Below are 24,809 nucleotides of genomic sequence, written 5' to 3'. Positions count from 1 at the left end.
TCAAAGGAATTTGATGCTCACTTCTGCTTGCCTTTAAATCGCCATTGGAAGCGAAGTTTGTCGTAGAAGGGAAATTCGATAAACAGGACTCCCAAGCCTACACAGAGACTGGCAAGGACGTCTGATGGATAGTGAACTCCCAGATAGACCCTTGATACCAGTACACTGACTAGGTAGAACCCTAGCACGATTTGTACGATTTTTCTCCAGACTGGATCTTTAATTCGTTGGCTGAGGATGACAATCAGAGTGCCTACCATCAAAGTTACAGCCAGAGAATGCCCACTTGGGAAGGAAAATCCCTTCTCCTCGACTAAATGTAAGATAGCTGGTCGTGGGCGCTGGTAAATATTTTTAAAGGTCACGATTAAAAAACCGGCTAAGGCTAGATTGCCCGCCATGAAGTAGCTTTCTATCTTCCACTGCTTACGATAAAAGATAACGGCTGAGATGGCAACCCAGGTGATAATCACTGGGATATCAATCAGGCGTGTGATGGCTCGGAACAGAACTGTCAAATAATCTGGCAAGTCCCCACGAAGAGCAGTCTGAATCGGTTGATCAAAACCGACCAGCGTTTCAGGATAGAACTTAACCATATAGCCAAGAAGGACGAAAAGTAAAAGGGCAAAACTGCCCTTCATTAAAAATGTTTGTTTATCTCTCATAATGTTTTAAGGTTGGTTTCAAGAGGACGTATAACAACCAGAATGAAACAGCAAAGATTAAACCTTCAATCAGGTTAAAAGGTAAAACCATAGTCATCAAGTAGTTAGAAAGTCCTATAATTTCTCTAATATCAAAGTTGGCAAACTGCGCGTACAAAGGAACCGCATAGACATAGTTGAGAACCAACATTGCCACAGTCAAACCAATAGTCCCAGCTAGAGAGCCTAGTAGGAAACGAAGGGTGCTGCGTTCCTTTTTCCAAATCATAGCAAATACGATGACAAAAACTCCCAGAGCTACGACATTCATTGGCAAACCAATGTAGGTGTTCACTCCTTGGCTATTCAGAAGTAACTTCAAGAGTGAGCGCATCAAGAGAATTCCTAGAGCAGCTGGCAAATCCATGACCACCAAGCCTACAAGGACTGGCAAGATACTAAACTCGATCTTGAGGAAGGTTGCCGCTGGCAAGAGCGGAAAGTCAAAGTACATCAGCACAAATGAAATGGCTGATAAAATCGCAATGGTCGAAATTCGACGTGTGTTTGTCATAACAGGTTCCTCCAATTTTCTATAAAATCAGAAGAAGTTGGAAAGGATTCCTCTATCTATTCTCACTTTTTATATCCCAAAAGTTCCCCCTCACTCTTTTGAGCAAGCGGTTGCAATTCATCTATATACTCATCAGAACAGACAAAGCTATTCTTTCGTCTTCTCCCATCCAGACTATACTGTCGGTTGTGGAATCGCACCACATCAGCTTGCGCTCGCGGACTTCTTTAACTAAGATATTTTGGATTAATCTAGGCGTCGCAGTCGAAGATAATACTTGAGTATATCGAGACAAGACAACGAAGAGTAAGCCAAAATATCTAGTTAAAGTCACCGCCGGTCGGGAATCTCACCCAGCCCTGAAGACCCCTTTATCATAACAAAAAACGCTTGCAAGTGCAAGCATTTTGTTTATTTCAATTTATCTGCTTCATAGGTGTGAACAAGCTCAAGACCTGCAAAGTTCTGCTGGCGGAGGGCTTCATAAACAATCATGCAGACGGTATTCGAAACATTGAGACTGCGGACGTGTTCATCATTCATAGGAATACGGAGAGCCTTCTCAGGATGCTCCCGCATAAAGTCCTCAGGCAAGCCCTTGTCTTCACGTCCAAAGAGAAAATAATAGTCCTCGTCCGTCGATAAATCTGCTTCAGAATAGACCTTTTCCGCAAATTTTGAAATCAGATAGAGTTTACCCTTCATCTGAGACATGAAATCTTCCAAACTGTCATAAAAATAAATCTCAAGCTTATCCCAGTAGTCCAAACCAGCTCGCTTCATCTTGCGGTCATCAATCGGAAATCCCATCGGTTTGATGATGTGGAGGGGAGAATCGGTCGCAGCGCAAGTACGCGCAATGTTACCTGTATTTTGTGGAATCTGAGGTTCGAATAATACAATGTGATTTGTCATTACGGGTTTCCTTTTATCATTGCAAAAAAATAGCCACACTGCCCGGAGTCAAGCTCAGCAAACAGCGTGGTTAAGGCATCGTTAACTTACCTCACAACAGGTTTGAAGTAAATCAGCGAAACTACTTCCTTAGTATAACACTTTCAGAATCATTGTCAATAGAAACGACTTGATTTTTTTACTTTTTTTGATGATATTTTCATGTTTGGTCATTCCTTTCTGAAAAGGTATGGTAAAAGAGCCAAATTACTTCAAATCAGAGACATTGTCATAGAAGTTAAACAAATGTATCTTCAAAACTTGAAAAAAGCCTTTCTTCCCCTAAAAATCGCCTTAGTAAGTGCATTTTTTGCTAAAAAAGGGTATGATAGTTACATCATGAAAAAGTAGGTTTTTTATATGAAAATTGTCCTTGTTGGTGGAGGGAAAGTTGGTTTCGCCCTCTGTCGTTCACTGGTTGCAGAAAACCATGACGTTGTCCTCATCGAACAAGATGAGGCTGTCCTCAATCACATTGTCAGTCGCTATGATATCATAGGTCTCCTTGGAAATGGTGCTGACTTTGCCATCTTGGAGCAAGCCAGTGTTCAAGAGTGCGATATCTTTATTGCTCTAACCGAACACGATGAAGTGAATATGATTTCAGCGGTACTTGCTAAAAAAATGGGGGCTAAAGAAACCATCGTTCGGGTACGAAATCCTGAATACTCTAATGCCTATTTTAAAGAGAAAAATATTCTTGGATTTTCACTTATTGTTAATCCAGAGCTCCTGGCAGCGCGTGCGATCTCAAATATCATTGATTTCCCTAACGCCCTCTCTGTCGAACGATTTGCTGGAGGTCGGGTCAGTCTCATGGAATTTGTTGTCAAGGATTCTAGCGGTCTTTGTCAAATGCCAATCTCAGACTTCCGTAAAAAGTTTGGGAATGTCATTGTCTGTGCCATGGAGAGAGATCATCAACTGATGATTCCAAGCGGTGATGTTATTATTCAAGACAAGGATAGGATTTTTGTTACGGGAAATCGTGTAGATATGATGCTTTTCCATAACTATTTTAAATCTCGTGCAGTGAAAAGCTTGCTTATCGTCGGAGCTGGAAAGATTGCTTATTATCTACTCGGCATTTTAAAAGACAGTCGCATTGATACCAAGGTCATCGAGATCAATCCTGAAAGAGCTCGTTTCTTCAGCGAAAAGTTCCCCAATCTCTATATTGTCCAAGGAGATGGAACTGCAAAAGACATTTTACTGGAAGAAAGTGCTCCCCACTATGATGCAGTCGCAACCTTGACTGGGGTTGATGAGGAAAATATCATCACCTCTATGTTTCTTGACCGAGTTGGTGTCCATAAGAATATCACCAAGGTCAACCGAACAAGCCTTTTAGAGATTATCCACGCGCCTGATTTTTCAAGTATTATCACACCAAAAAGCATCGCAGTGGATACCATTATGCACTTTATCCGTGGTCGAGTAAACGCTCAGTATTCAGATCTTCAAGCCATGCACCATCTCGCAAATGGTCAAATTGAAACTCTCCAATTCCAAATCAAGGAAGCTAATAAAATGACTGCCAAACCTCTATCACAGTTGAAATTAAAAAAAGGGGTTCTCATCGCAGCCATTATCCGAAAAGGAAAAACAATTTTCCCTACTGGAGAGGATATGCTTGAGGTGGGAGACAAGTTACTCGTGACGACCTTATTGCCAAATATCACCAAAATCTATGATTTGATTGAGAGGTAAAAAATGAATAAAAGTATGATTCGTTACCTCCTCTCAAAACTTCTCTTGATTGAGGCTGTTCTTCTCCTAGTCCCTGTTAGTGTAGCGATCTATTACCAAGAATCCAATCAAGTATTTATCGCTCTCTTTTCTACGATTGGCATTTTAGTCCTTCTCGGTGGTCTAGGCGTTTTACGGAAACCGAAAAATCAACGGATTTATGCCAAGGAAGGGGTCTTAATTGTTGCCCTCTGTTGGATTTTATGGTCTTTCTTTGGCGGCCTCCCCTTTGTCTTTTCAGGACAAATCCCCAGCGTCATCGATGCCTTCTTTGAAATCAGTTCTGGATTTACGACTACAGGAGCAACTATTCTGAACGATGTTTCCGTTCTCACTCGTTCCCTCCTCTTCTGGCGAAGTTTCACCCACTTGATCGGAGGGATGGGGGTACTCGTCTTTGCACTTGCCATTATGGACAATGCCAAGAATAGCCACTTGGAGGTGATGAAGGCTGAGGTCCCTGGACCTGTCTTTGGCAAGGTCGTATCCAAGCTAAAAAACACTGCCCAGATTCTCTATCTGCTTTATCTGGCTCTCTTCTCCCTTTTTGTGGTTATCTACTATCTAGCAGGCATGCCTCTCTATGATAGTTTTGTCATCGCTATGGGAACGGCAGGAACTGGGGGCTTTACCGTCTATAACGACGGAATTGCCCACTATGGTAGCTCGCTCATCACCTATCTAGTTAGTATCGGAGTTCTGGTTTTTGGAGTTAACTTCAATCTCTACTACTACCTCATGCTCCGTCGGGTTAAGGCTTTCTTGGGAGATGAAGAACTACGAGCATATATCATCATTGTCCTAGTTTCTACAGGCTTGATTACGCTTAATACACTCCACCTCTATCAAGGTGTCTCTAAGAGTGTTGAAATGGCCTTCTTCCAGGTTTCCAATATCATCACGACAACAGGTTTTGGTTACGGAGATATTACCAACTGGCCCCTCTTCTCCCAATTTATCCTCCTCTTCCTCATGGGAATCGGTGGATCAGCTGGCTCAACTGCAGGTGGTCTTAAGGTGATCAGAGGACTTATCCTCTCTAAAATCGCAAAAAATCAGATTTTGTCCACCTTATCCCCTCACCGTGTTTTGACTCTACACGTCAATAAAACTGTGATTGATAAGGATACCCAGCACAAGATTCTTAAATATTTTGCTATCTATATGATGATTATTCTCTCTCTCATCTTTATCGTCAGTCTTGATAGCAATGATTTTCTAGTCGTGACCAGTGCGGTCTTCAGCTGTTTTAACAATATCGGACCTATTCTAGGTACAACCTCGAGTTTTGCCATCTTTAGTCCTATCTCTAAAATCCTCCTCTCCTTTGCAATGATTGCAGGTCGCTTAGAGATATACCCCATTTTGCTACTCTTTATGAAACGCACTTGGTCTAAACGCTAATGATAATACAATCCCCCTTTTACAAGTTCGTAGAAGGGGAATTTTTCTATTAAAAAGGAGAAGACCTTTCGGTCCTCTCCTAATTTGTTTATTCTTTAAGAGCTTTCTTGTAACGAGCAAGTTCTGCTTGATTGGCCCAAACATAGTGACCTGGACGAATTTCTACCATAGATGGCTTGTCGGTCTCATAGTCATGTTGGTCAGGATCGTAAACTTTCAAGACCTTCTTGCGTTCCAAGATTGGATCTGGAATCGGTACAGCAGATAGAAGTGCTTGAGTGTATGGGTGAACAGGATTGTTAAACAACTCCTCTGTCTCCGCCACTTCGACAATAACTCCCTTATAGATAACCGCGATACGATCTGAGATAAAGCGAACAACTGACAAGTCATGCGCGATAAAGAGATAGGTCAAGCCCAACTCTTTTTGGAACTTCTTGAGCAAGTTTAAGACTTGCGCACGCACTGATACGTCCAAGGCTGAAATTGGTTCATCCGCAATAACGAAATCAGGTTCCATCACAAGGGCACGGGCAATCCCGATACGCTGGCGCTGACCACCAGAAAACTCATGTGGATAACGGGTCAAGTGTTCTTTCAAAAGTCCAACTTCATGAATCATCTTTTGAACTTTTTCTTTTCGATCCTCTTCATCTTTAAACAAGTGGTAGTTGTAAAGACCTTCAGAGATGATATAGTCAACTGTCGCACGCTCATTCAAGCTAGCTGCAGGGTCCTGGAAAATCATCTGGATACGACGGATCAAGTCTGATGATTCCTTATGAGATTTTTTTCCATTAATCTTATGACCATCAAAGATGATCTCACCTTTACTAGTATTATTTAAACCAATAATGGCACGACCAATCGTTGTTTTCCCACTACCAGACTCACCAACAAGAGAGAAAGTTTCTCCCTTGTTGATAAAGAAGTTGGCGTTTTTAACCGCGACAAACTTCTTACTTCCTTCACCGAAGGAAATTTCTAAATCTTTAATTTCTACTAATTTTTCAGACATTTCCTTCCTCCTAGTCTTCTAGATGAGCAAAGCCCATTTTATCACGAATCTTGTCATGCAAATCTGCAATGACTCCAGGTTTTTCAACTTTAGGAGCATTCTCATGAAGCAACCAAGTCTTAGCCCAATGGGTATCACTAACTGAAAACTGAGGTGCTTTCTGTTCAAAGTCAATTTGCATCGCATAATCTGAACGAAGGGCAAAGGCATCACCTTTCAACTCAGTATAAAGAGACGGTGGTGTTCCAGGGATAGAGTACAATTCCCCTTTATCGTCAGCAAGCTGAGGCAAGCTAGACAAGAGACTCCAAGTATATGGATGACGTGGATCGTAGAAGACTTCCTCAACAGTACCGTATTCTACAATTTCACCAGCATACATAACCGCTACCTTATCCGCAATACTTGCTACCACACCAAGGTCATGGGTGATAAAGATAATGGTAAAGTGGTACTCATTTTGCAAGGTTTTAAGCAAATCAATGATTTGTGCTTGAATGGTTACATCAAGAGCCGTTGTTGGCTCGTCACAGATCAAGATATCTGGACGACAGGCAAGGGCAATCGCAATAACGATACGTTGGCGCATCCCTCCAGAATATTGGAAAGGATACTCTTCAAAACGTTTTTCAGCATCTGGGATTCCGACCTTGTTCATATAGTCGATTGCCATCTCTTTGGCTTCCTTAGCTGTTTTCCCTTGGTGTTTAACGATAACTTCAGTGATTTGGCTACCGATTGTATTGATTGGGTCCAAACTTGTCATAGGATCTTGGAAGATGGTCGCAATTTTAGCACCACGAATCTTCTCCCATTCCTTGTTAGAAGTAAGAGCGGTCAAGTCTTGTCCACGATAGTCGATGCTTCCTTGGGCAATACGTCCATTGTCTTCTAACATCCCTGTAAAGGTTTTTGTTAAAACAGATTTACCGGAACCGGACTCACCTACCAAGGCAAGAACTTCTCCTTCAATCAGGTCCAGAGAAACTCCTCGGATAGCCGTCAGAACTTTGTCACGAACGTCAAATTCCACGACAATATCACGAGCAGTCAAAATTACATTACTTTCTTTTGTCATGTCTACTCCTATCTATGTGTACGTGGATCACTAGCATCCGCTAGGTTTTGACCAACAACGAAGAGAGAAAGAGACACCAAGATCAAGGTTGTCAATGGAATCCAGAACAAGTAAGCGTTGGTCGTAACGTTTTGTGAGTAATCTGAGATCAAGCGTCCCAGACTTGGCACTGTTACAGGCAATCCCAATCCAAAGAAGGAAAGGAAGGCTTCATAAGAGATGAAGCTTGGCAACATCAAGGTCATCGTAGAAACAATAACAGATACCAATTGTGGCATGATATTTTTAACGATGATTTTAAAGGTTGGTGTTCCAAGTGTTTGAGAAGCAAGGTTGTATTCCAAGTCACGGTAACGCATGATTTGGATACGAATCATATAAGCAATCCCAATCCAAGTTGTCACACTCATGGCAAAAATCAGATTCCAGAAACCAGCACCGATTGAGTAAGTCAAGACAATGACAATCAAGAGAGATGGAATGTTTGAAATAATGTTATAAACTTCCATCATGACACGGTCAACAGATTTTGAAATTCCCCAGATTCCACCAACAATAACCCCAATTACAAGGTTGATAAAAGTGGCAATTACAGAGATAAGAATTGAATTACGCGCACCAAACCAAACCCCATCAAACAAGGATTTACCATTGCTATCTGTACCAAACCAATGTTCAGCATTGGGCTTGATAAAACGAGCACTAAAGTCATTGACCTTACTTACATCGTTGAAATCAAAATCGGAGAACATTGGGTAAATAAAGCTCATCAAGATAATGGCAACCAAAATTCCTAGCATAAAGACGGTTGATTTTTTCTTTAGAAATTGTCTAAATACAGAACCCCAGTATGAATAGGCAGGAGCATCAATTGTTTCAGAGGCAAAATCGTCACGTTTTACGAACTGAAATTTTTCTTTATCAATTGTTGACATTATTTGCCTCCTTTCTCTGTCAATTTAATACGTGGGTCAAGCATGGTCATCCAGATATCTCCTACAAAGAGTGAGAAGATAGAAATACACGTGAAGATGAAGACAAGACCAACTACCATTGAGTTGTTTGATGCCTTAACAGAGTCAATCAACATTTTACCCATACCTGGGAAAGCGAAGACTGTTTCTGTCAATGTTGCACCACCGATAACCCCGATTACGGCACCAGGAATACCTGAAACCAAAGGAACCATGGCATTTTTAAAGATGTGTTTATTTGAAATTTCTTTTTCAGACAAACCTTTTGCACGAGCAAAACGAACGAAGTCCTGAGATTGCAAGTCGATCATGTAACGACGAATCCAGATAGCTGTACTTGGCGCACCCAACAAACCTAGAATAACTGCTGGTAAGACATAAGAACGCCAATCTCCAGCCCCCAAGATAGGGAATGAGTCAGGCAGACCAATTGATGATCCAATCAAACGCACGATGTAAACCAAGGCAATCGTTGGAAGTGCAAGCAAGAAGGTTAGAGCACCTGTCGAGAAGCTATCAATCCAAGTATTCTTGTGGCGAGCCATAGCAGATCCAAGTGGAATCGCAATCGCATACGAAATAATCAAACCAATCAAACCAGCAACCGCTGAGCTTGCGATCATTGATGGGTATTGATAATTGCTTTCTGTAGCTGTATATGGATCATCTTTACCATAGTTGGCTACTTCACGCGCATCTGCTTGACTTGGAGATTTGTAGGTACGAGAGTAAATATCTACAGACGAAGTCTTTTTACCTGTAGGGAATTGAACTTCTGATGTCTTAGTTTGTCCCTGACCTTGTGTGATAACTTGAAGCACTGGTGTGTTTGCATAAGTTGGGTAAGAGTCCCCCAAGTTAATGTTCACAAAGTTTTGGTGTACAAATGGGAATTGATTGTTGAAATACAAAAGGTATTTGTGTTTTGTACCTGAACCAACCAATGACCAACCGATAGCAGGGTCATTTTCAAAACGAAGATAACGTTGCAAGTTTGGATTTTCAGGATCTTGAATCTTGTTTGGATGATCAATATCAATCAAGTTGGAATAGAATTTGAAAACACGTTCAAAAATTGGAATTTCACGCGTAGCATAGAATTGACCACTTTCTGAGAATACACCTAACGTCCAACCATTTCCTAGTTGGTTGATGTATTTTTCATAGATCGCCTTATTTGTATCATTGGCATCTACTGTTACAGATGAATCCATCGTGCTAGCTCTTTCTTGCAACTCTTTGGTATCGTAGTACTCGATATAGCCCATCCGCTCATAAACGGTATTTTCATAATTGTCCCGTTTATCTGGCGTCGTTGCAATCTTGTTATAGTTGGTATCCTGCTTGAAAATCAATTTCCGAGGAACCATCGTATAAATAATTGTGTAAGTCAAAGTTGTCACCAAGAAAATAGACAACAATGAACGCAGTACACGCATAAAAATATATTTCTTCATATCGTTTCCTTTTAAAATCCCAAAAGAACCTTCTCCTCATGGAGAGAAAGTTCTCTTGAGAGTTATTTATTTAACGTGATTAGCCAATTCTTTTTGAACTTTTTCGTTTGATTCTTTTTTCTCTTTGAGCCATTTTTCACGAGCTTGTTCATAATCAGCTTTTGTTACAACCTTATCTTGTAACTGAATATACTTGAAGTATACGTCTGATCCCTTATCTCCAGATTGACTGTAAGATGCTGTGAATGGTACAACACGAGAAATGATTGGTGCAGCACCACTTGATGACATAGCTGGCAAGAAGAGTGAACTATCTGTCAACCAAGCTTGAGCAGCCGCGTATTTTTCATAACGAACATTCAAGTCGCTTGTTTCTTTTCCTGCTTCATCAACTAGCTTATCGTATTCTTTCAAACCAACTTGAGCCGCTGCAGCATTATCTGCACCTTCGTAACCCATATAGGTTTTTGTTTGTTCAGCATTCGTTGTTTTCAAGATATCAAGGTAAGTTGATGGATCTTCATAGTCAGGGTTCCATCCAACAGCACCTGAGAGATCCCAATCTTCTGCCGCTGCGCTAGCTGCGTAGTATGTAATATTCTGTAGTTCATCTGTAGTGATTTGTTGGATATCGATGACTACGTTTTCTTCTCCAAGTACTGTTTCAACGGATTGTTTGAAGGATTGAATACGTGCAATATAGTTTTTAGATGTTTGGTCTACTGGGATATCCAAGTGGATAGGGAATTTCACACCTTCTGCTTCCAATGCTGTTTTAGCTTTGGCAAATTCGGCTTTGGCTTTATCGGCGTTGAAAAGTCCATCTTGACCATCCGCAAAGTTTACATTCTTCCATTCATCACCGTAAGCCGCCATCTTTTCAGTTACCAAGTCACCGAAAGTTTTTTCGCCTGCAGAGACAAAGTCTGGTTTCACAAAGAGGTTACGAACTGCAAGAGGAGCACCTTCCTTACCATTAATTTGTGCTGAGTAAGAAGTACGGTCAAAGGCAAAGTTCAAAGCCTGACGGAAGTCCTTGTTAAGAAGGGCTTTCTTAGTAGAAGTCTTCTCTTCATCAGTTGTCTTAGAAGTGTATTTGTAACCTTGACGGTCAATATTTACACCCAAACCACCAATACCTGGACCTGATGGAGTGTAGTAAATATTGTCTTTGTAAGTTTCTTCTACCTTAGAGTAGTTTGAACTTGTTGGGAAGAGACGGGCATAGCTATAAGCCCCACTTGTAAAGTTACGTTCAATTGATTCTTGATCTGAACCATCATAGTAAGCAAGTGTTACTTTATCAAGATGAACATTGTCTTTGTCCCAATAGTTTTCATTCTTCACAAATTCGATAGATGACTTAGCAGTCAAACCTCTCAGCAAGAATGGTCCATTGTAAAGCAATGATGTAGGGTCAGTCGCTTTACCAAAATCAGATCCTTTTGATTTTTCAAATTCTTCGTTCAATGGCCAGAAGATTGAGTAGGCCAGCTTAGAGTTCCAGTATGGTTCTGGTTTGTTCAAAGTGTATTCAAGGGTGTAATCATCAACTGCTTTTACACCGACTGAAGCAAAATCTTTATTGTTTCCAGCTATATAGTCATCTAGACCTTTAACTGAATCTTCTGCTAGATACTTAGCTGCTGATTTATTGTCAGCTGCGTGTTTCAAACCATTTACAAAGTCTTTGGCTGTTACTTCAGCATACTCTTCGCCATCAGATGTCATCCATTTGACACCTTTACGAATCTTGTAGGTATAAGTCAAACCATCTTTTGAAACTGACCAGTCTTCTGCAACTGCAGGAACTAAATTCCCATACTTGTCGTTTGTGAAAAGACCATCGATACCATTTGAAGTGGCGACCTTAGTACTTTGTTTCCCTGAAATGAGGTAATCCAACGTTTCTGGGTCAGCTGTATAAACATAGCCATAATTTTTTGGCGCTGTTGAATCAGATGATTTTGAAGAACCACAAGCAGCTAGTACTCCTGCCGCTAATAAAGCAACACCTGCTGCAACAAATACTCTACTTTTTTTCATGTTTTTAACTCCTCTTGAAAAATTTAGGCTTATTGGAAATTATAACATATATTTTTTAAAAAGTAAACGAATTTTCAGAATATTTTGGCGCATTTCCTCAAAAAACTTCTATTTGTCAAAATTTCTGCATTCTTTGTTTGTTTCTGCAAGAAATACTTTCTAGTCTGATCTTCTTTAGAAAGGGATTTTTACAAGCTTTTTCTCACTTCTTCGATCATCATCTGTTTTCCTAAATTGGATTTTAGAATAAGAAACTATTGACGGGAAATGATTTTCAAGGTATAATAATAAACGTTGAGGCGGTATAGCCAAGTGGTAAGGCACGGCTCTGCAAAAGCTTGATCGTCGGTTCAAATCCGTCTACCGCCTTTCAGTTCCTGAATGAACAGGAATTAACCAAATGAAAAGCTCGTAAAACCGGGCTTTTTTTATTATTCCTAATAAGTGGGGACAACTGAACCTACCATCTAGATTTACAAAAAGCAGTGACTCAAGTCACTGCTTTATTCTGTTTCTTCTTCAGGTTCTAGTTCTGTGATTTGAACTTTTACCTTGGTAACACGTCCATTTTTCACTTTATCGTTGGTCAGGACGATTTGTTTGTTTTGACTGACCAGTTGGTAACTGATTTTCTCAGTGGTTGGAATGGTTCCTACTCCAGTTAGATAGTAGCCTGCGATGGTATCCACATCATCGCTTTCTAGTTCGACACCAAAGTAGTTATTGAAGTCGTTAAGATTCATGGTTCCCTGTGCAATATAGGTGTCCTCACCGATTTGATGGACTTCGATTTCTGCTCGGTCTGTCTCGTCATCGATCTCACCGACAATCTCCTCCAGCAGGTCTTCCAGTGTGACCAGTCCAGCCATACCACCATATTCATCGAGCAAAATGGCCATTTGTCTTTGGGTATTTCGCAATTCTTTTAGCAAGTCATCCACAAAAATAGTTTCAGGAACAAAGAGTGGATCTTGTAAGATCTTCTTCCAGACAATATTTTCAAAGCCATCTGCATAGGCAGCGTTTAGCAAACGCTTGGTATGAATCAAACCAATCACATTGTCCTTATCCCCATCATAAACAGGGATACGTGAGAAATTTTGCTTTAGAATACTTTGGATAATGGTTTGACTATCATCCTGAATATCCACCATAAAGGCATCTGTCCGAGGAACCATGACTTCTCTCGCCATCAGCTCATCTAGAGAGAAGATCCCTTGTAACATCTCGATTTCGTCTGCATCCAAAGTTTCCTCACTTTTGGTCAACATGTACTCAATTTCATCTCGAGTCATTTTTTCATCCGCATCATCAAAGGTCATTGGCGTTAAACGACTCAAGAGATTGGTTGAAGCAGATAACAACCAGACAAAGGGACTGACAATTTTCCCCAAGCCAATAATGACTGGTGCGGTTCGGATGGCCAAGGTATCTTTCAGATTTAGAGCGATTCTCTTGGGATAGAGTTCCCCAAAAACAATAGAAATATAGGTCAAAAACGCTAAAGATAGAAAACTTGCAATAGCGTAAGCTGTTTCACTATTTCCTATCCAAGATGCGATTTCGCGTCCTAGAGTGTCTGCTAAACTAGCCCCTGACAAGATGGTAATTAACGTGATACCAACTTGAATTGTTGATAAAAAGTGGTTAGGATTTTCAAGTACCTTTAACAAACGAATGTAACGTTTGTCTCCCTCTTCTGCCTTTTGTTCCACTCGGGAACGGTTTAGTGACACCATCGCCATTTCAGTGGCTGAGAAAAAAGCATTTAACAAGGTCAAGATAAATAACAATACAAACTGTAGCAACAAATTCTGACTGCTCGGGTCTTCCATAGTCCTTCTCCTAAAATAGTATCTTGTGTTCCATTATATCATAAAATCGATCAGGATTCACATTATTTTTCATTTAAAGAACAACTCCCCTGCCTCTAGAAGACAAAGGAGCTGTTTTTTTATTGTATCTATTGTTTCTAATCCGTCACTGTTACTTGACCCGTTTGGTAATCAAGCTGGATTCCCTTTTGAACATTTGGAATCAGGACGTTGAATTCCAATTCGCCATCCGAAGACTTGGCTTCAATTTGTGAAGCCGATGGAACTAGGTCCTCATTTGTAGCATAGTGGAGAGTTACCCGATAACGGACTCTCTTATTCTGGTCCAAGGCTTTTCTGACCAAACTCTCATAGTAGTTCTGCCCTGTCGAATCTTCAGCCTGAGCCTGGTTGGCCCAAGCTGTCTGAACTGCAATGTTCTTGGGATTGCTGGTAGAAGCATCAAAGCCATCTAACCCACCTATCAAGGCATAACCCAATAAGTGCCCCCTATCTACTGCGTGTGTATAGGCTCCCTTTAGATTCTTGACCTGATGCCATCCTGGTGGCGTCCAGGAGGTTGAGCCGTTGCCTGTTTCTTCACGGTTCTTATACTGCCGAGTCGCTTTGGATAAGATGGCATTGGCAACAGTCGGGACTGTTTCTTTTCCAACTATCTTTGTCTTATTATCCGCATAGGGTTTGCTAGAAACCTTGGCATCTAGATTGGTTTTATTGCCATTGACAATGAAGGCCCCTGCTCCATTCCACTCGAGCCCCCCCTTGATTTGATTTTTGATTGACTCAGTTAAGACACTTTCAGCTAGCTCCTGACTGGGTGCTTCTGAAGCTTGTTTTTTCTGACTAACCTTGGTTCTAGGGCTATTTGGTACTGACTGCATCTGCTTGATGTAGTAGCTTCCAGCAGCCAAGAGTAAGAATAGAAGTAATCCTATCAGAGCTTGTCTTGTTTTTTTGTCCATTTTTCTCCTTATTTCTTTAGAAAAAGACTGGTCTCCCAGTCTAATTTCCTGTAAATTTGCTAATCAATTCCTGCCACTTTGCTGGAGACAATATAGCCCATGGATCCTGTCCCTTTCCTAGGATGCCATAACCAACCATCAAGCCGATTCCTAAAGCCAGAAAGCCTAGCAATAGTACGATAAAAATCAACAGTAAACGACGGAGTACATAGCGTAAGTTTTTATTCTTCTTCATCATTTGCCTCGATTCGCTGAATCTTCGCTCCTAGCTGAGCCAATTTCTCATGGAAACGGTAGTAACCTCTATCAAGGTGAACTAGCTTACCAACAACTGTTTCTCCCTGTGCCACCAGACCTGTCAAAATCAAAGCAGCACTAGCGCGAAGGTCCGTTGATAAAACTTCTGCCCCCTGTAAAGCTTGTCCCCCAACAATACGAGCTGTGTCACGGATAATCTCTGAATGCAAGCCCATACGGCGCATTTCCTCCAAGTGTTGGAAGCGATTCTCAAACACCGTCTCCACCATGGTGGATTCCCCTTTTGCGACGGTCATCAGAGCTGTAAATTGTGCCTGCATATCTGTTGGGAATCCTGGGTGCGGTAAGGTTTTTACATGAACAGCCTTGAGATTTTCAAGTTGAGAACGAACACGGATACCTTCTGATTCCTCTGTCACTTCAACACCCATTTCAAGTAGTTTTGAAATCAAGGGGCGATTGTGTTCCCAGACGGCATCACGAACGAGAACATCTCCACCAGTCATAGCTGCCGCCACCATAAAGGTTCCTGCTTCGATACGATCCTGTACCACATTATGAGTTGTTCCATGGAGTTCCTCGACACCAGTCACTGTGATGGTTTCGGTACCAGCTCCCTTGACCTTAGCTCCCATCTCATTAAGGAGAATAGCGAGGTCAACAATTTCTGGCTCACGCGCAGCATTTTCAATGACCGTCACTCCATCAGCTAGAGTTGCCGCCATCATGAGGTTTTGTGTTGCGCCAACACTTGGGAAGTCCATGTAGATATGAGCGCCATGCAGGCGTTCTGCCTTAGCTTCGATGTAACCAGCTGTCTGGGTAATCTTTGCCCCCATAGCTTCCAAACCTTTGAGGTGGAGGTCGATGGGACGACTCCCGATGGTACATCCCCCTGGCATAGAAACTTTGGCATGGCCTACACGAGCAAGGATTGGTCCCAAGACAACGATGGATGCCCGCATCTTGCTGACATACTTGTATGGAGCTTCCTCCGTGATATCACCAGTCGCATCAACCTCGACAACATGAGCTTCCTCATCAAAGTCCACCTTGGCATTCAGACCTCGAACCACTTGATTCATGGTGAAAACATCTGACAAGATTGGGACGTTCTGCAAGACTGTCTTACCCTTGCTTGCTAGAATATTCGCTGCCAACAAGGGCAAGACTGCATTCTTTGCTCCCTCGATCGTCACACTCCCGACCAGACGATTATCTCCGCCTTGAACCACAATTTTTTCCATAGCTGTTTCCTTTACTTTTGATTTTATAATAGTCCTCTAAGCGCTTCTTGCCACAGTTGGTACAAACTGATAAAGAACGAACTCAAGATGTAGCCCATTACAATACTAAAAAAGCCTACCAACAAACGAACTTTTTTTGTGTTAATAGCAGTTACTTTTAAAACCTTTTCCCATCTCACAAGATCCTTTAAAAGGTAAAAACTCAAATAAATAAAGAGCATATGACTGCTTAGAGTGAATAATAATTGAACCATTTGACTATTATACCATCTTATCCGCTTGCGCGCTAGTTTTCGATTTTTCTACGAATTAGGGGTTGTTTTTAAGGTAATCAATCGCATCCTGCAAGGTTTTAACGGGCACGATTTTCATCTCTGTCTTGATGGCTTTGGCGGCGTCTAGGGCTGTTTCATAGTTGCTTTTCGCATTAGGATCTGCTTTTTTCGCTTCCTCGGTGACTGGATTGTCAGGAGCAAAAAAGACGTTGGCTCCCTGACGAGAGGCTGCAACTACTTTTTTGTCAATTCCACCAATGTCGCCAACATTTCCGTCCCGATCAATGGTTCCTGTTCCCGCAACGATGCGGCCATTACGAAGTCCTGGATCTGCTATCTGGGTGTAAATAGCGAGACTAAACATGAGACCAGCACTTGGCCCGCCGATACCAGCTGTAGAGAAGCGAATGGGAACATCACTGGTCACTTCCGTACGGTCAATCAAACCAATCCCAATCCCGTTTTTCCCGTTTTCGAGAGTGATAATTTTACCTTCAGCAGACTTGACTTTTCCGTCTTCTTCATAGGTTACCTTGACCGTATCCCCTAATTGTTGAGAGTTAACATAGTCGACCAAGTCTTTTGAACTATCAAATGTTTTGTCATTAACAGCCGTCACGGTATCTGCAATATTCAGAATGCCCTTAAAAGTTGAATTATCCGTCACAGTTAAGACATAAACTCCCAAGTACTTGAGTTCGATATCCTTACCAGCTGTCTTCAGTCCTTGATACTTGGCCATATTTTGAGAAGTTTGCATGTAGAACTGATTGATCCGCATAAACTCTGCATCAGTAGAGCCACCCGTAGTCTCCTTGGCACTTCTAATATCTGTGAAAGGTGTTAACCAAGCATAGACAAGATGCGACAGGGTTGCGTGTCGAATGCCGACTGTTACAAACTGGTAAGCTCCTGCTTCTGTGTCTTCTGTTTCATTGACTTTCAAAACGCGACGAATATCTTCCGCTCCACCTGGAACTTCTATGTAGTAGGGCAAAGGTACTACAAAGGCTAAAAAAGTCAATACTAGTGCTAGGATGGCATATAAGGGCCATCTAGTTTTTTTCTTCATGTTCTAATTCCTCCACAACACTGTTTGGGACATATTGCTGAATCTCCTGACCAAACTTCAGGAGCTCTCTCATGGCTGAAGAGCTAATATAAAGATGCTCTGGGCGACTATATAGGTAAATGGTTTCGATTTCTGGAGCCAGTTGATGATTGTAGTAGTCAAAACTAGACTCGTATTGCAAGTCTGTAGCATTCCGCAAGCCACGGACAAGAGTTTTAGCTCCCAGTCTTCTTGCAACATCAACAACTAATTGGTCATGAGAAGCCATGACTTCTACATTTTCTAAATGTGCTACGGCTTTTTCAACTGCTCGTTTGCGATTTTCAACGGGGAGAAAGCCTTGTTTGTGGGGATTGTAGAACACCCCGACATAAAGCTTATCAAAGAGTTTGCTGGCGCGTTCAATGATATCCAGATGTCCATTTGTCATCGGATCAAATGATCCTGTAAATAATCCAATTTTATCTGACATAAACTGTCACCTTACTAATCCCATATATTTTTTCCTTCCAGATGCCTAAGTAGGCGATTTCTTCTGGGAGTTCTACAGACTTATCGGTTTCGCAGACAACCATGACCTCTTGGGAGAAAAGGTTTCTTTCTGCCATTTTTTCGATATCTGCAACGATTTGTTCCTTGGCATAGGGAGGGTCTAAAAAGACCAGATCAAATGTCCCTCCGACTTGCTCTAGAGCACGATCAGCTTCCATTTTTACGAGCTGAAATTTAGAAACTTCCTTGGTCATTTGGATATTTTCAGCGATGATAGCTTGTGCCTTTCGATCCCGTTCCACTAAGACAGCATGGGACATCCCACGCGAGACTGCCTCAATGGATAAACCACCACTGCCAGCATAGAGATCCAAGACACGACCACCCTCAAAATAGGGACCTATCATGTTAAAGATAGCTCCACGCACCTTATCCGATGTCGGCCTCGTCGTCTTGCCTTCTAGCGTCTTGAGGGGTCGCCCCCCGTAGATTCCTGATACGATTTTCATACCGTTTATTATACCAAATTATAGGCAAAAAGAGAAAGAAAACCGAACCTTGCGGTTCGATTCTCTACAAAATATTTTCGTACGTATCGCGAACTTCTTGAGGCCAAACACTGGTCTGGACCTCTCCGATGTGTTTCTTACGAAGAAGGAACATGGCCATCCGAGACTGTCCAATCCCCCCACCGATTGTCAATGGGAAAAGACCGTTGAGCAGTGCCTTATGCCATTCCAACTCCAGACGATTTTCGTCTCCTGTAAGAGCCACTTGGCGACGAAGTGTATCTTCATCTACCCGAATCCCCATCGACGAAAGCTCAAAGGCACAGCCAAGAGATTCGTTCCAAACTAGAATATCCCCATTTAACCCTTTGTAGCCATTTTCAGACTCTGTTGTCCAGTCATCATAGTCAGGTGCGCGGCCGTCATGAGGTTTTCCGTCAGGCAACTCGCCACCAATACCAATCAAGAAGACAGCACCGAACTCTTTACAGATCGCATTTTCACGCTCTTTCGGTGTTAGGTCTGGATAGCGTTCTACCAACTCTTCTGTATGGATAAAGGTGATTTGTTTTGGCAAGATGGATTCGATATCGTAGCGGGCCTCTACGGCTAGCTCTGTTAGACGAATAGCCTTGTAAATCTTCTCAACGGTTTCTTTGAGATAAGCGATATTGCGTTGACCATTTGGGATAACCTTCTCCCAGTCCCACTGGTCCACATAAACTGAATGGGTCGCGTCAAGCGAATCTTCGTCCGGACGAAGGGCTTTCATATGAACAAACAGACCTTCACCTTCACCGAAACCAAAACGAGCCAAGGTGTGGCGTTTCCATTTGGCAAGTGAGTGAACGACTTCATAGGTTTCATCTGGAATCTGCAAGACCTTGACGGATACTGGATTTTCGACACCTGACAGGTTGTCCTGCATCCCATCCCCGACCTTGCTCAAGATAGGACCTTGAACTTCAACAACTTCTAACTTATCTTTCAAATACTGGGTAAAAGTGTTCTTCACAAAGGAAATTTCTTCTTGTTGATGAATAAAACTTTTCTTCATAAACAGCTCCTCAAAAATTAGTTAAAAGCATTATACACCTATTTCCAAGAAAAGAAAAGAGTAAATAAGAAAAAGTCAGTGCTCTTTTGAACACTGACTCTGTCATTCATTAATCGTTTCGACCAAAGATTCGTAAGATGCTAAGGAAGAGGTTGATAAAGTCTAGATAGATGCTGAGCGCCATTGAGATGACCCATCCTGTCGCTACTTGCCCTCGTGACTGCTCATAAACATAGCGAATCTTTTGGTTGTCCCAAGCAATCAAACCTGAGAAAACCAAGACCATGGCAATACTAATCATGTAGTCAAAGAAGCTATTGGCTAAAAATAGATTCACAATCATAGCAATGATGAGACCAACAAGCGCCGCCATCAAAGCTCGTCCCATTCCACTCAAATCTTTCTTAGTGAAAATTCCGATTGCCGCCATGACAAAGAAGAGAAGGGCACTGGATACAAAGGCTGATAAGACGGTCCCAGGTGTATAGAAGGCTACGACAAAGCTGAGCGTAAAGCCATTTAAAACAGAATAAACTAAAAATACTGGGAGAGCTGCTGGGCTATTTTTGGCAGCCATGCTACTTGCAACAAAGACTAGAGCAAGTTCTGCAAAAGTTGCAATCATCAACCAGAGACGGCCATGCATTAAAAAGTAGACCAATTGGGACTGAAAGACTGTCAACATCAAAGCTGACACCAGAGCTGATAGACCAATCCCCAGCCCCACAAAGGCGTAAACCTTAGCGTAAAATTGATTAAGACCTGAACGTTCTTGAATAATTGTTTGATTCATTCCGATTCTCCTTTTTCTATAAATATGTCTTGATTATAACAAAGATTTTATAAATTAGCTGAAATAAAACATCAAAATGCCTGCTGCAACTGCCACGTTGAGACTTTCTGCTCGGCCTTTCATGCCAATATGAACCAGCTGGTCAGCACTCTCAGCCATGATATGACTAATTCCCTGTCCTTCATTTCCCATGACTAGAGCAAAGTTTTCTAAGGGAGAAAACTCACGATAGTCCTTGGATTCTTTGGATAAGGTCGTTGCTAGAATGGGCAAATTGCTCTTCTTTGCCTCTTCTACAAAGGTGGCAAGAGGCATACGATAGATGGGCAAGTGAAAATGACTTCCTTGCATGGAACGCAGGGTCTTCAGACTGTAGATATCTGCTGACTTGTCTGAGACAATAACCCCTGTAAAACCTGCGGCATCCGCAGTCCGAATCATGGTGCCCACATTACCAGGGTCTTGGACATCTTCTAAAAATAGAAACTTCCCCTGACTAAAATCAGGCAGTCCTACTTCTTCTTTCTGAATCACCGCAACAATCCCTTGAGGAGTTTGCGTATCTGCCAAATCCAGCAAAATCTCCTCTGAAACCCAGATAGTTTGAGGAAAAGCAGCTAGCTGATCTCGGTAACTTTCTAGGGCAAAGACCTTTTCAATCGTCACTCCAGCTTGAACAGCTTCTTCAAACAAGTGCCAGCCCTCAATCAAATAAGCAGACTTTCGATATTTTTTTTGATGCAATTTCTTGGTATTTTTTACCACAGAATTGGCTTTTGAGGTTATAATAGTCATAGAAACATTATAACACAATCAAAGGGGTTTGGTATGCAAAAGGTTAGAATGATTGCCCAAGGCAGGGTGCAGGGTGTTGGTTTTCGCTGGGGTGTTTATACTTTAGCTCTTGAAATCGGTGGCATCACTGGTCGTGTCTGGAATAACGACGATGGCACAGTTGAAATTCTTGCTCAGGCAGACTCCTCTGCCACTATGGCAAAATTTATCCAAGAAATCCGTAAAGGCCCAACGCCCTTTTCAAAAGTCACCTATCTGGATGTGCAGATGAGCAACTTTTCATCCTATTCAGACTTCAAAGTTGCAAATTAGGTCTCCAGAACTATTGTATATTTTACAAAAAAACAGTAGAATAGAAAGGTATAATTTTTAAAGAAGGAATGAAAACATTGAAATCTATTAAACGTTTTGCCCTCTCTGCTATGGGAGTGGCTATGCTACTCGTCTTGACAGGCTGTGTCCAAGTAGACAAAGCAACAGGTAAGCCAGTTGGTCCCGTTTGGGATTTCTTGGGTGCTCCGATGGGAGAAGCTATCAAGTACTTCGCTACTGATAAAGGACTAGGCTTCGGGGTCGCTATCATTATCGTAACCATTATCGTGCGCTTGATTATCTTGCCACTTGGTATCTACCAATCATGGAAGGCGACACTTCACTCTGAAAAGATGAACGCCCTCAAACACGTACTCGAACCACACCAAACACGTCTCAAAGAAGCAACAACTCAGGAAGAAAAACTTGAGGCTCAACAAGCTCTCTTTGCTGCTCAGAAAGAACACGGTATTAGCATGTTAGGTGGTGTAGGTTGCTTCCCTATCCTCATTCAAATGCCATTCTTCTCTGCTATCTACTTTGCAGCCCAGCTCACTGAAGGGGTAGCTAGCTCTACCTTCTTGGGTATCGATCTTGGTTCACCAAGTATGATCCTCGTAGCCTTTGCTGGTGTCCTCTACTACCTCCAATCACTCCTCTCACTTCATGGAGTAGAAGATGAGATGCAAAGAGAACAGCTCAAGAAAATGATTTACATGAGCCCACTCATGATTGTCGTCTTCTCCTTCTTCTCACCAGCCAGTGTGACGCTTTACTGGGTTGTCGGTGGTTTCATGATGATTCTCCAACAGTTCATCGTTAACTATGTTGTTCGTCCAAAACTTCGCAAAAAAGTTCGTGAAGAATTTGCCAAAAATCCACCAAAAGCACGTTCATTTTCAACTGGAGGCGGACGCAAAGATGTCACTCCAAACCAAGCAACTGCGATCATGACTAATAAGAAACATAAAAAACGCAATGCTGGTAAACAACATTCTAGAAAATAAGAAAAAAGCTTAGCTGAAAGGCTAGGCTTTTTATGCATCACAAAAGCCCGATGTCTCCATCAGGCTTCTTTTTTATCCATGAACACGTTTCATGTAGTCTTGGTAGCTTTCTGTATCCATCAATTCCTTGGCATTCTTAACACGGTCTGCTGTTGGAGGTTTTACCCCTTCGAGCGAATAAGGAATTCCTAGTTCACGCCACTTGAATTCTCCCATCGTATGATAAGGCAAGATTTCAAACTTATCAACGTTTTTGAGGGTCTTGACGAATTTACCAAGTTCGATCAAGTCCTCATCTCTGTCCGTCAAACCTGGAACCAGCACGTGGCGAATCCAAACAGGTTTCCCAATATCTGATAGGTACTGGGCACAGGCCAAGATGTTTTTATTGGTTTGGCTGGTTACAATCTTGTGCTGTTCTTCGTTGATTTCCTTGATATCCAGAAGAACCAAGTCTGTCACCGCCATGAGTTTATTAAACTTTTCGAGATAACGTGGTTTATTACGGAACGGAAGGGCACAGGTATCCAAGGTACAGTGGATTCCTTTTTCTTTGGCCTTGGTAAAGAGGGCAATCAGGAAATCAATCTGTAAGAGGGCTTCTCCTCCACTAACAGTGATTCCTCCCTTGTCTCCCCAGAAACCACGGTAGCGAAGGGCTTCTGTCAAGACATCGTCTACTGTCCGTTCGCGTGATTTATTGGTTTCCATAGCCCATGTGTCGGGGTTATGACAGTACTGGCAACGCATGTGACAACCCTGCAAAAAGACAATGAAACGAATCCCAGGGCCATCTACCGCCCCAAAACTCTCTGTCGAATGCACCATTCCTGTCACTTGTCCATAGTCAATTGTTTCTTCAGACATATCGTCACCTTCCTTGAAACCGTTTTATAGTTTTATTATATCACGAGTAAGGTGAAAAACAAGGTTTTTTTGTCTATTTTTTAGAAAGCAATCTGTTTTTCACTTTCATTTTCAATTTCTTTTAATGATCCGGTTCAAAATCAAAACCATATAAGGTTGCGAAATAGTCCTCAGGGCGCTCTGCACGGCGGATTTGGCGAGCTTTTCCTTCTTCGGTATAGAGGATTTCTGCCGAGCGTAGTTTGGCATTGTACTGATAACCCATGGAGAATCCATGTGCACCTGTATCATGAATCACCAGCAAATCACCGATTTCTGTATGAGGTAGTTCGCGGTTAACGGCAAATTTATCATTGTTTTCACAGAGCGATCCAACCACATCTACGACCTCCACCGGTCCAGCTGGTTGCGTCAGATTGCTGATATGGTGGTAGGCTCCATACATGGCTGGGCGCATCAGGTTGACTGCTGATGCATCCACACCTAGATAGGTACGGTAGGTTTTCTTCTTATGGGTGACTTTTGTGACGAGAGCTCCGTGAGGGGCTAACATAAAACGACCCAATTCGGTGAAAATCTTGACCTGACCAAGACCTGCTGGCATAAGGACTTCTTCATAAACCTTACGCACACCTTCACCAATCATCGCAATATCGTTTGGCTCCTGGTCTGGACGGTAATTGACACCAATACCGCCAGAAAGATTGATAAAGTCTAGCGAAATGCCCAACTTTTCCTTGATTTCAACAGCCAATTCAAAGAGCTGACGGGCCAACTCTGGATAATAGAGATGGGTGACAGTATTGGATGCTAGGAAAGAGTGAATCCCAAAGGTCTTGGCTCCTTTTTCCTTCAAAATCGCAAAGGCTTCAAAAAGCTGGTCCTTGGTCATCCCAAACTTGGCTTCTCCAGGATTGTCCATGATATCTGTTCCTAGCTCAAAAACGCCTCCAGGATTGTAACGACAAGAGATGATTTCTGGAATGCCTGCCGCTCGCTCCAGATGTTCAATGTCTTCAAAGGCATCCAAGTTAATGGTTGCGCCCAATTCACGCGCATAAGCATACTCTTGGTCTGGCGTATTGTTTGATGAGAACATGATTTCAGAACCGGGAAAATCCAGTTTGTGGCTCATCAAGAGCTCTACATAACTAGAACAGTCCACACCACAACCTTCCTCTTGGAGGATTTTCAAGATGGCTGGAGTTGGAGTGGCCTTGACTGCAAAATATTCTTTAAATCCCTTATTCCAAGAAAAGGCCTGGTTGACGGCTCTTGCTTTTTCACGAATCCCCTTCTCATCATACAAGTGAAAGGGAGTCGGGAACTCTGCAACAATTGTTTCTAAATCTTCTTGGCTGATAAATGGTGTTTTCATAAGCTTCCTTCTATTCTGTTTGCAAAGAAAGGCTGGGACAATCGTTCCA

The 24,809-nt window shown here is 42.1% G+C and carries 25 protein-coding genes, 1 tRNA gene and 1 riboswitch; of the genes, 5 read left to right on the top strand and 21 right to left on the bottom strand.

Annotation, left to right across the window (positions count from 1 at the left end; genetic code table 11):
- Nucleotides 1-17: 17 nt before the first annotated feature.
- The 3 genes from MK385_RS07055 to MK385_RS07045 all read right to left on the bottom strand — a co-directional run bounded on the left by MK385_RS07055 (nucleotide 18) and on the right by MK385_RS07045 (nucleotide 2,136).
- On the bottom strand, nucleotides 18-668 hold the full coding sequence (locus tag MK385_RS07055; RefSeq protein WP_268725661.1) for a phosphatase PAP2 family protein: 651 nt from the start codon (nucleotides 666-668) through the stop codon (nucleotides 18-20).
- Nucleotides 658-1,221, bottom strand: coding sequence for an ECF transporter S component (locus tag MK385_RS07050; RefSeq protein ID WP_268725660.1), 564 nt, complete (start codon nucleotides 1,219-1,221; stop codon nucleotides 658-660). Before MK385_RS07050 ends, MK385_RS07055 begins: the two co-directional genes overlap by 11 nt.
- Before the next feature lie 153 nt (nucleotides 1,222-1,374).
- Nucleotides 1,375-1,592, bottom strand: a riboswitch (FMN riboswitch).
- 40 nt (nucleotides 1,593-1,632) lie between these two features.
- Nucleotides 1,633-2,136, bottom strand: a complete 504-nt coding sequence (locus MK385_RS07045; RefSeq protein WP_268725659.1) for a tRNA (cytidine(34)-2'-O)-methyltransferase — start codon at nucleotides 2,134-2,136, stop codon at nucleotides 1,633-1,635.
- A gap of 399 nt (nucleotides 2,137-2,535) precedes the next feature.
- Between MK385_RS07045 and trkA the strand changes: the two genes are divergently transcribed.
- Complete coding sequence (trkA, locus tag MK385_RS07040) at nucleotides 2,536-3,885, top strand: Trk system potassium transporter TrkA (RefSeq protein WP_139658308.1); 1,350 nt, start codon at nucleotides 2,536-2,538, stop codon at nucleotides 3,883-3,885.
- Nucleotides 3,886-3,888: 3 nt separating this feature from the next.
- Nucleotides 3,889-5,328 carry a TrkH family potassium uptake protein gene (locus MK385_RS07035; RefSeq protein WP_001043426.1) on the top strand — a complete coding sequence of 480 codons (1,440 nt, stop codon included), beginning with the start codon at nucleotides 3,889-3,891 and terminating at the stop codon, nucleotides 5,326-5,328.
- Between the two features lie 88 nt (nucleotides 5,329-5,416).
- On the opposite strand, the gene MK385_RS07030 is transcribed toward MK385_RS07035, so the two are convergent.
- From MK385_RS07030 to MK385_RS07010, 5 genes are all read right to left on the bottom strand, one after another.
- Nucleotides 5,417-6,346 (bottom strand): ATP-binding cassette domain-containing protein, encoded by a 930-nt coding sequence (locus MK385_RS07030; protein ID WP_001291308.1) that lies wholly within the window; start codon nucleotides 6,344-6,346, stop codon nucleotides 5,417-5,419.
- 10 nt (nucleotides 6,347-6,356) lie between these two features.
- The gene (locus MK385_RS07025) at nucleotides 6,357-7,424 is read right to left on the bottom strand and encodes an ABC transporter ATP-binding protein (protein ID WP_033629312.1); all 1,068 of its coding nucleotides are present in this window, start codon (nucleotides 7,422-7,424) and stop codon (nucleotides 6,357-6,359) included.
- Nucleotides 7,425-7,432: 8 nt separating this feature from the next.
- Nucleotides 7,433-8,359 carry an oligopeptide ABC transporter permease OppC gene (gene oppC, locus MK385_RS07020; RefSeq protein WP_000103692.1) on the bottom strand — a complete coding sequence of 309 codons (927 nt, stop codon included), beginning with the start codon at nucleotides 8,357-8,359 and terminating at the stop codon, nucleotides 7,433-7,435.
- The gene (locus tag MK385_RS07015; protein ID WP_000759894.1) at nucleotides 8,359-9,855 is read right to left on the bottom strand and encodes an ABC transporter permease; all 1,497 of its coding nucleotides are present in this window, start codon (nucleotides 9,853-9,855) and stop codon (nucleotides 8,359-8,361) included. Before MK385_RS07015 ends, oppC begins: the two co-directional genes overlap by 1 nt.
- A gap of 66 nt (nucleotides 9,856-9,921) precedes the next feature.
- On the bottom strand, nucleotides 9,922-11,901 hold the full coding sequence (locus MK385_RS07010; protein WP_268725658.1) for a peptide ABC transporter substrate-binding protein: 1,980 nt from the start codon (nucleotides 11,899-11,901) through the stop codon (nucleotides 9,922-9,924).
- A 298-nt stretch (nucleotides 11,902-12,199) separates the two neighbouring features.
- Here MK385_RS07010 and MK385_RS07005 point away from each other — a divergent pair.
- Nucleotides 12,200-12,270, top strand: a tRNA-Cys gene (locus MK385_RS07005).
- 134 nt (nucleotides 12,271-12,404) lie between these two features.
- Here the strand turns inward: MK385_RS07005 and MK385_RS07000 are convergent.
- From MK385_RS07000 to MK385_RS06950, 11 genes are all read right to left on the bottom strand, one after another.
- Nucleotides 12,405-13,736: a hemolysin family protein gene (locus tag MK385_RS07000; protein ID WP_216734008.1), complete on the bottom strand. Its 1,332-nt coding sequence runs from the start codon at nucleotides 13,734-13,736 to the stop codon at nucleotides 12,405-12,407.
- A gap of 137 nt (nucleotides 13,737-13,873) precedes the next feature.
- Nucleotides 13,874-14,698 (bottom strand): DNA/RNA non-specific endonuclease, encoded by an 825-nt coding sequence (locus MK385_RS06995; protein ID WP_000359005.1) that lies wholly within the window; start codon nucleotides 14,696-14,698, stop codon nucleotides 13,874-13,876.
- A gap of 40 nt (nucleotides 14,699-14,738) precedes the next feature.
- A complete protein-coding gene (locus MK385_RS06990; RefSeq protein ID WP_000739701.1) occupies nucleotides 14,739-14,933 on the bottom strand; it encodes a DNA-directed RNA polymerase subunit beta in 195 nt (64 codons plus the stop codon).
- Nucleotides 14,920-16,203 carry a UDP-N-acetylglucosamine 1-carboxyvinyltransferase gene (gene murA / locus MK385_RS06985; RefSeq protein ID WP_268725657.1) on the bottom strand — a complete coding sequence of 428 codons (1,284 nt, stop codon included), beginning with the start codon at nucleotides 16,201-16,203 and terminating at the stop codon, nucleotides 14,920-14,922. The genes MK385_RS06990 and murA overlap by 14 nt, the downstream gene beginning before the upstream one ends.
- Before the next feature lie 23 nt (nucleotides 16,204-16,226).
- On the bottom strand, nucleotides 16,227-16,457 hold the full coding sequence (locus MK385_RS06980; protein WP_080980999.1) for a DUF1146 family protein: 231 nt from the start codon (nucleotides 16,455-16,457) through the stop codon (nucleotides 16,227-16,229).
- A gap of 55 nt (nucleotides 16,458-16,512) precedes the next feature.
- Nucleotides 16,513-17,550: a SepM family pheromone-processing serine protease gene (locus tag MK385_RS06975; protein ID WP_070696070.1), complete on the bottom strand. Its 1,038-nt coding sequence runs from the start codon at nucleotides 17,548-17,550 to the stop codon at nucleotides 16,513-16,515.
- On the bottom strand, nucleotides 17,534-18,022 hold the full coding sequence (gene coaD / locus MK385_RS06970; protein ID WP_268725656.1) for a pantetheine-phosphate adenylyltransferase: 489 nt from the start codon (nucleotides 18,020-18,022) through the stop codon (nucleotides 17,534-17,536). Before coaD ends, MK385_RS06975 begins: the two co-directional genes overlap by 17 nt.
- Entirely contained in the window at nucleotides 18,012-18,551 is a 540-nt protein-coding gene (gene rsmD / locus MK385_RS06965; RefSeq protein WP_268725655.1) for a 16S rRNA (guanine(966)-N(2))-methyltransferase RsmD, read from the bottom strand. Before rsmD ends, coaD begins: the two co-directional genes overlap by 11 nt.
- Nucleotides 18,552-18,615: 64 nt before the next feature.
- On the bottom strand, nucleotides 18,616-19,608 hold the full coding sequence (asnA, locus tag MK385_RS06960) for an aspartate--ammonia ligase (RefSeq protein WP_084860344.1): 993 nt from the start codon (nucleotides 19,606-19,608) through the stop codon (nucleotides 18,616-18,618).
- A gap of 109 nt (nucleotides 19,609-19,717) precedes the next feature.
- Nucleotides 19,718-20,401 carry a Bax inhibitor-1/YccA family protein gene (locus MK385_RS06955; protein WP_061421644.1) on the bottom strand — a complete coding sequence of 228 codons (684 nt, stop codon included), beginning with the start codon at nucleotides 20,399-20,401 and terminating at the stop codon, nucleotides 19,718-19,720.
- A gap of 54 nt (nucleotides 20,402-20,455) precedes the next feature.
- Nucleotides 20,456-21,196, bottom strand: coding sequence for a TrmH family RNA methyltransferase (locus tag MK385_RS06950; protein WP_125422945.1), 741 nt, complete (start codon nucleotides 21,194-21,196; stop codon nucleotides 20,456-20,458).
- Between the two features lie 33 nt (nucleotides 21,197-21,229).
- On the opposite strand from MK385_RS06950, the gene MK385_RS06945 reads away from it, so the two are divergent.
- Together MK385_RS06945 and yidC are read left to right on the top strand one after the other, a co-directional pair.
- Nucleotides 21,230-21,508 carry an acylphosphatase gene (locus MK385_RS06945; protein WP_001174620.1) on the top strand — a complete coding sequence of 93 codons (279 nt, stop codon included), beginning with the start codon at nucleotides 21,230-21,232 and terminating at the stop codon, nucleotides 21,506-21,508.
- A 77-nt stretch (nucleotides 21,509-21,585) separates the two neighbouring features.
- Nucleotides 21,586-22,515, top strand: coding sequence for a membrane protein insertase YidC (gene yidC / locus MK385_RS06940; protein ID WP_268725757.1), 930 nt, complete (start codon nucleotides 21,586-21,588; stop codon nucleotides 22,513-22,515).
- Nucleotides 22,516-22,587: 72 nt separating this feature from the next.
- Here the strand turns inward: yidC and pflA are convergent, their stop codons facing one another.
- Both pflA and MK385_RS06930 read right to left on the bottom strand, forming a co-directional pair.
- Nucleotides 22,588-23,382 carry a pyruvate formate-lyase-activating protein gene (pflA, locus tag MK385_RS06935; RefSeq protein ID WP_001288281.1) on the bottom strand — a complete coding sequence of 265 codons (795 nt, stop codon included), beginning with the start codon at nucleotides 23,380-23,382 and terminating at the stop codon, nucleotides 22,588-22,590.
- Nucleotides 23,383-23,503: 121 nt separating this feature from the next.
- Complete coding sequence (locus MK385_RS06930) at nucleotides 23,504-24,760, bottom strand: diaminopimelate decarboxylase (protein WP_071851886.1); 1,257 nt, start codon at nucleotides 24,758-24,760, stop codon at nucleotides 23,504-23,506.
- Nucleotides 24,761-24,809: the final 49 nt, after the last annotated feature.

This window comes from Streptococcus oralis (assembly GCF_026782125.1).
In the GTDB taxonomy this organism is placed as follows: domain Bacteria; phylum Bacillota; class Bacilli; order Lactobacillales; family Streptococcaceae; genus Streptococcus; species Streptococcus oralis_CE.
The sequence above is the reverse complement of the archived record's forward strand: the minus strand, read 5'-3'. Positions and strand labels throughout refer to the sequence as shown.